This is a genomic window from Streptomyces mutomycini (genome assembly GCF_001700505.1).
Taxonomy (GTDB): domain Bacteria; phylum Actinomycetota; class Actinomycetes; order Streptomycetales; family Streptomycetaceae; genus Streptomyces; species Streptomyces mutomycini.
This window is the reverse complement of record NZ_MAPV01000342.1, coordinates 1-702: the sequence shown is the minus strand read 5'-3', so window position 1 is coordinate 702 and position 702 is coordinate 1. Positions and strand designations below refer to the sequence as shown.

1 protein-coding gene is annotated in these 702 nt (G+C 74.5%); it reads left to right on the top strand.

Annotated features, from left to right (window positions below):
• Nucleotides 1–702 (top strand): condensation domain-containing protein (locus tag BFF76_RS30330; protein ID WP_244167384.1); only part of this gene is annotated, 702 nt, incomplete at both ends.

Below are 702 nucleotides of genomic sequence, written 5' to 3'. Positions count from 1 at the left end.
CCCCCACTGCTCTCTCCCCGGCCACCGAGGCCGCGGCCCGCGTCCTGCGCCCGCGCACCGACGGCGAGGAGAGCCGCCACCCCCTGTCCGCGGGCCAGCGCTCCCTCTGGGTGATCGAACAGATCGCACCCGGTACCTACGCCTACAACCTGCCCCTCGCCCTCTGGCTCGACCGCGGCCTCGACGTGCTCGCCCTGCGGGCCGTCCTGCAGGACCTGGTCGACCGGCACGCCGAGCTGCGGGCCACCGTCCACGCAGGCGAGGAGGGGCCGTACGCCCGGATCGCGTCCGAGCCCGAACTCCCCTTCCAACAGGTGTTCCTGACTGCCAGGAGCGACTCCGAGCTGCGCGACCGGATGCGCGCCGACCTGCGCCGCCCCTTCGAGCTCACCGCCGGCCCGCTCGTCCGCGCCACCCTCTACACCCTGGGTGACGGCCGCAACGCGCTGCTGCTGACCTTCCATCACCTGGTCTTCGACGGCGTCTCCATCGCCGTGCTCCTGCGCGAGCTGGAACGCGGCTACCACGCGCTCCTCGCGGGCCGTGCCCTCCCCGAGGACCGCCCCGCCCGCAGCTACGCCGACTTCACCGCCTGGCAGCGCGAGATGCTCACCGGTGCCGAGGGCCGACGGCTGCGCGCATACTGGACCGAACGGCTGCGCGGGCGCGGGACCACCGTGCCGCTGCCCCTGGACCGGCCCC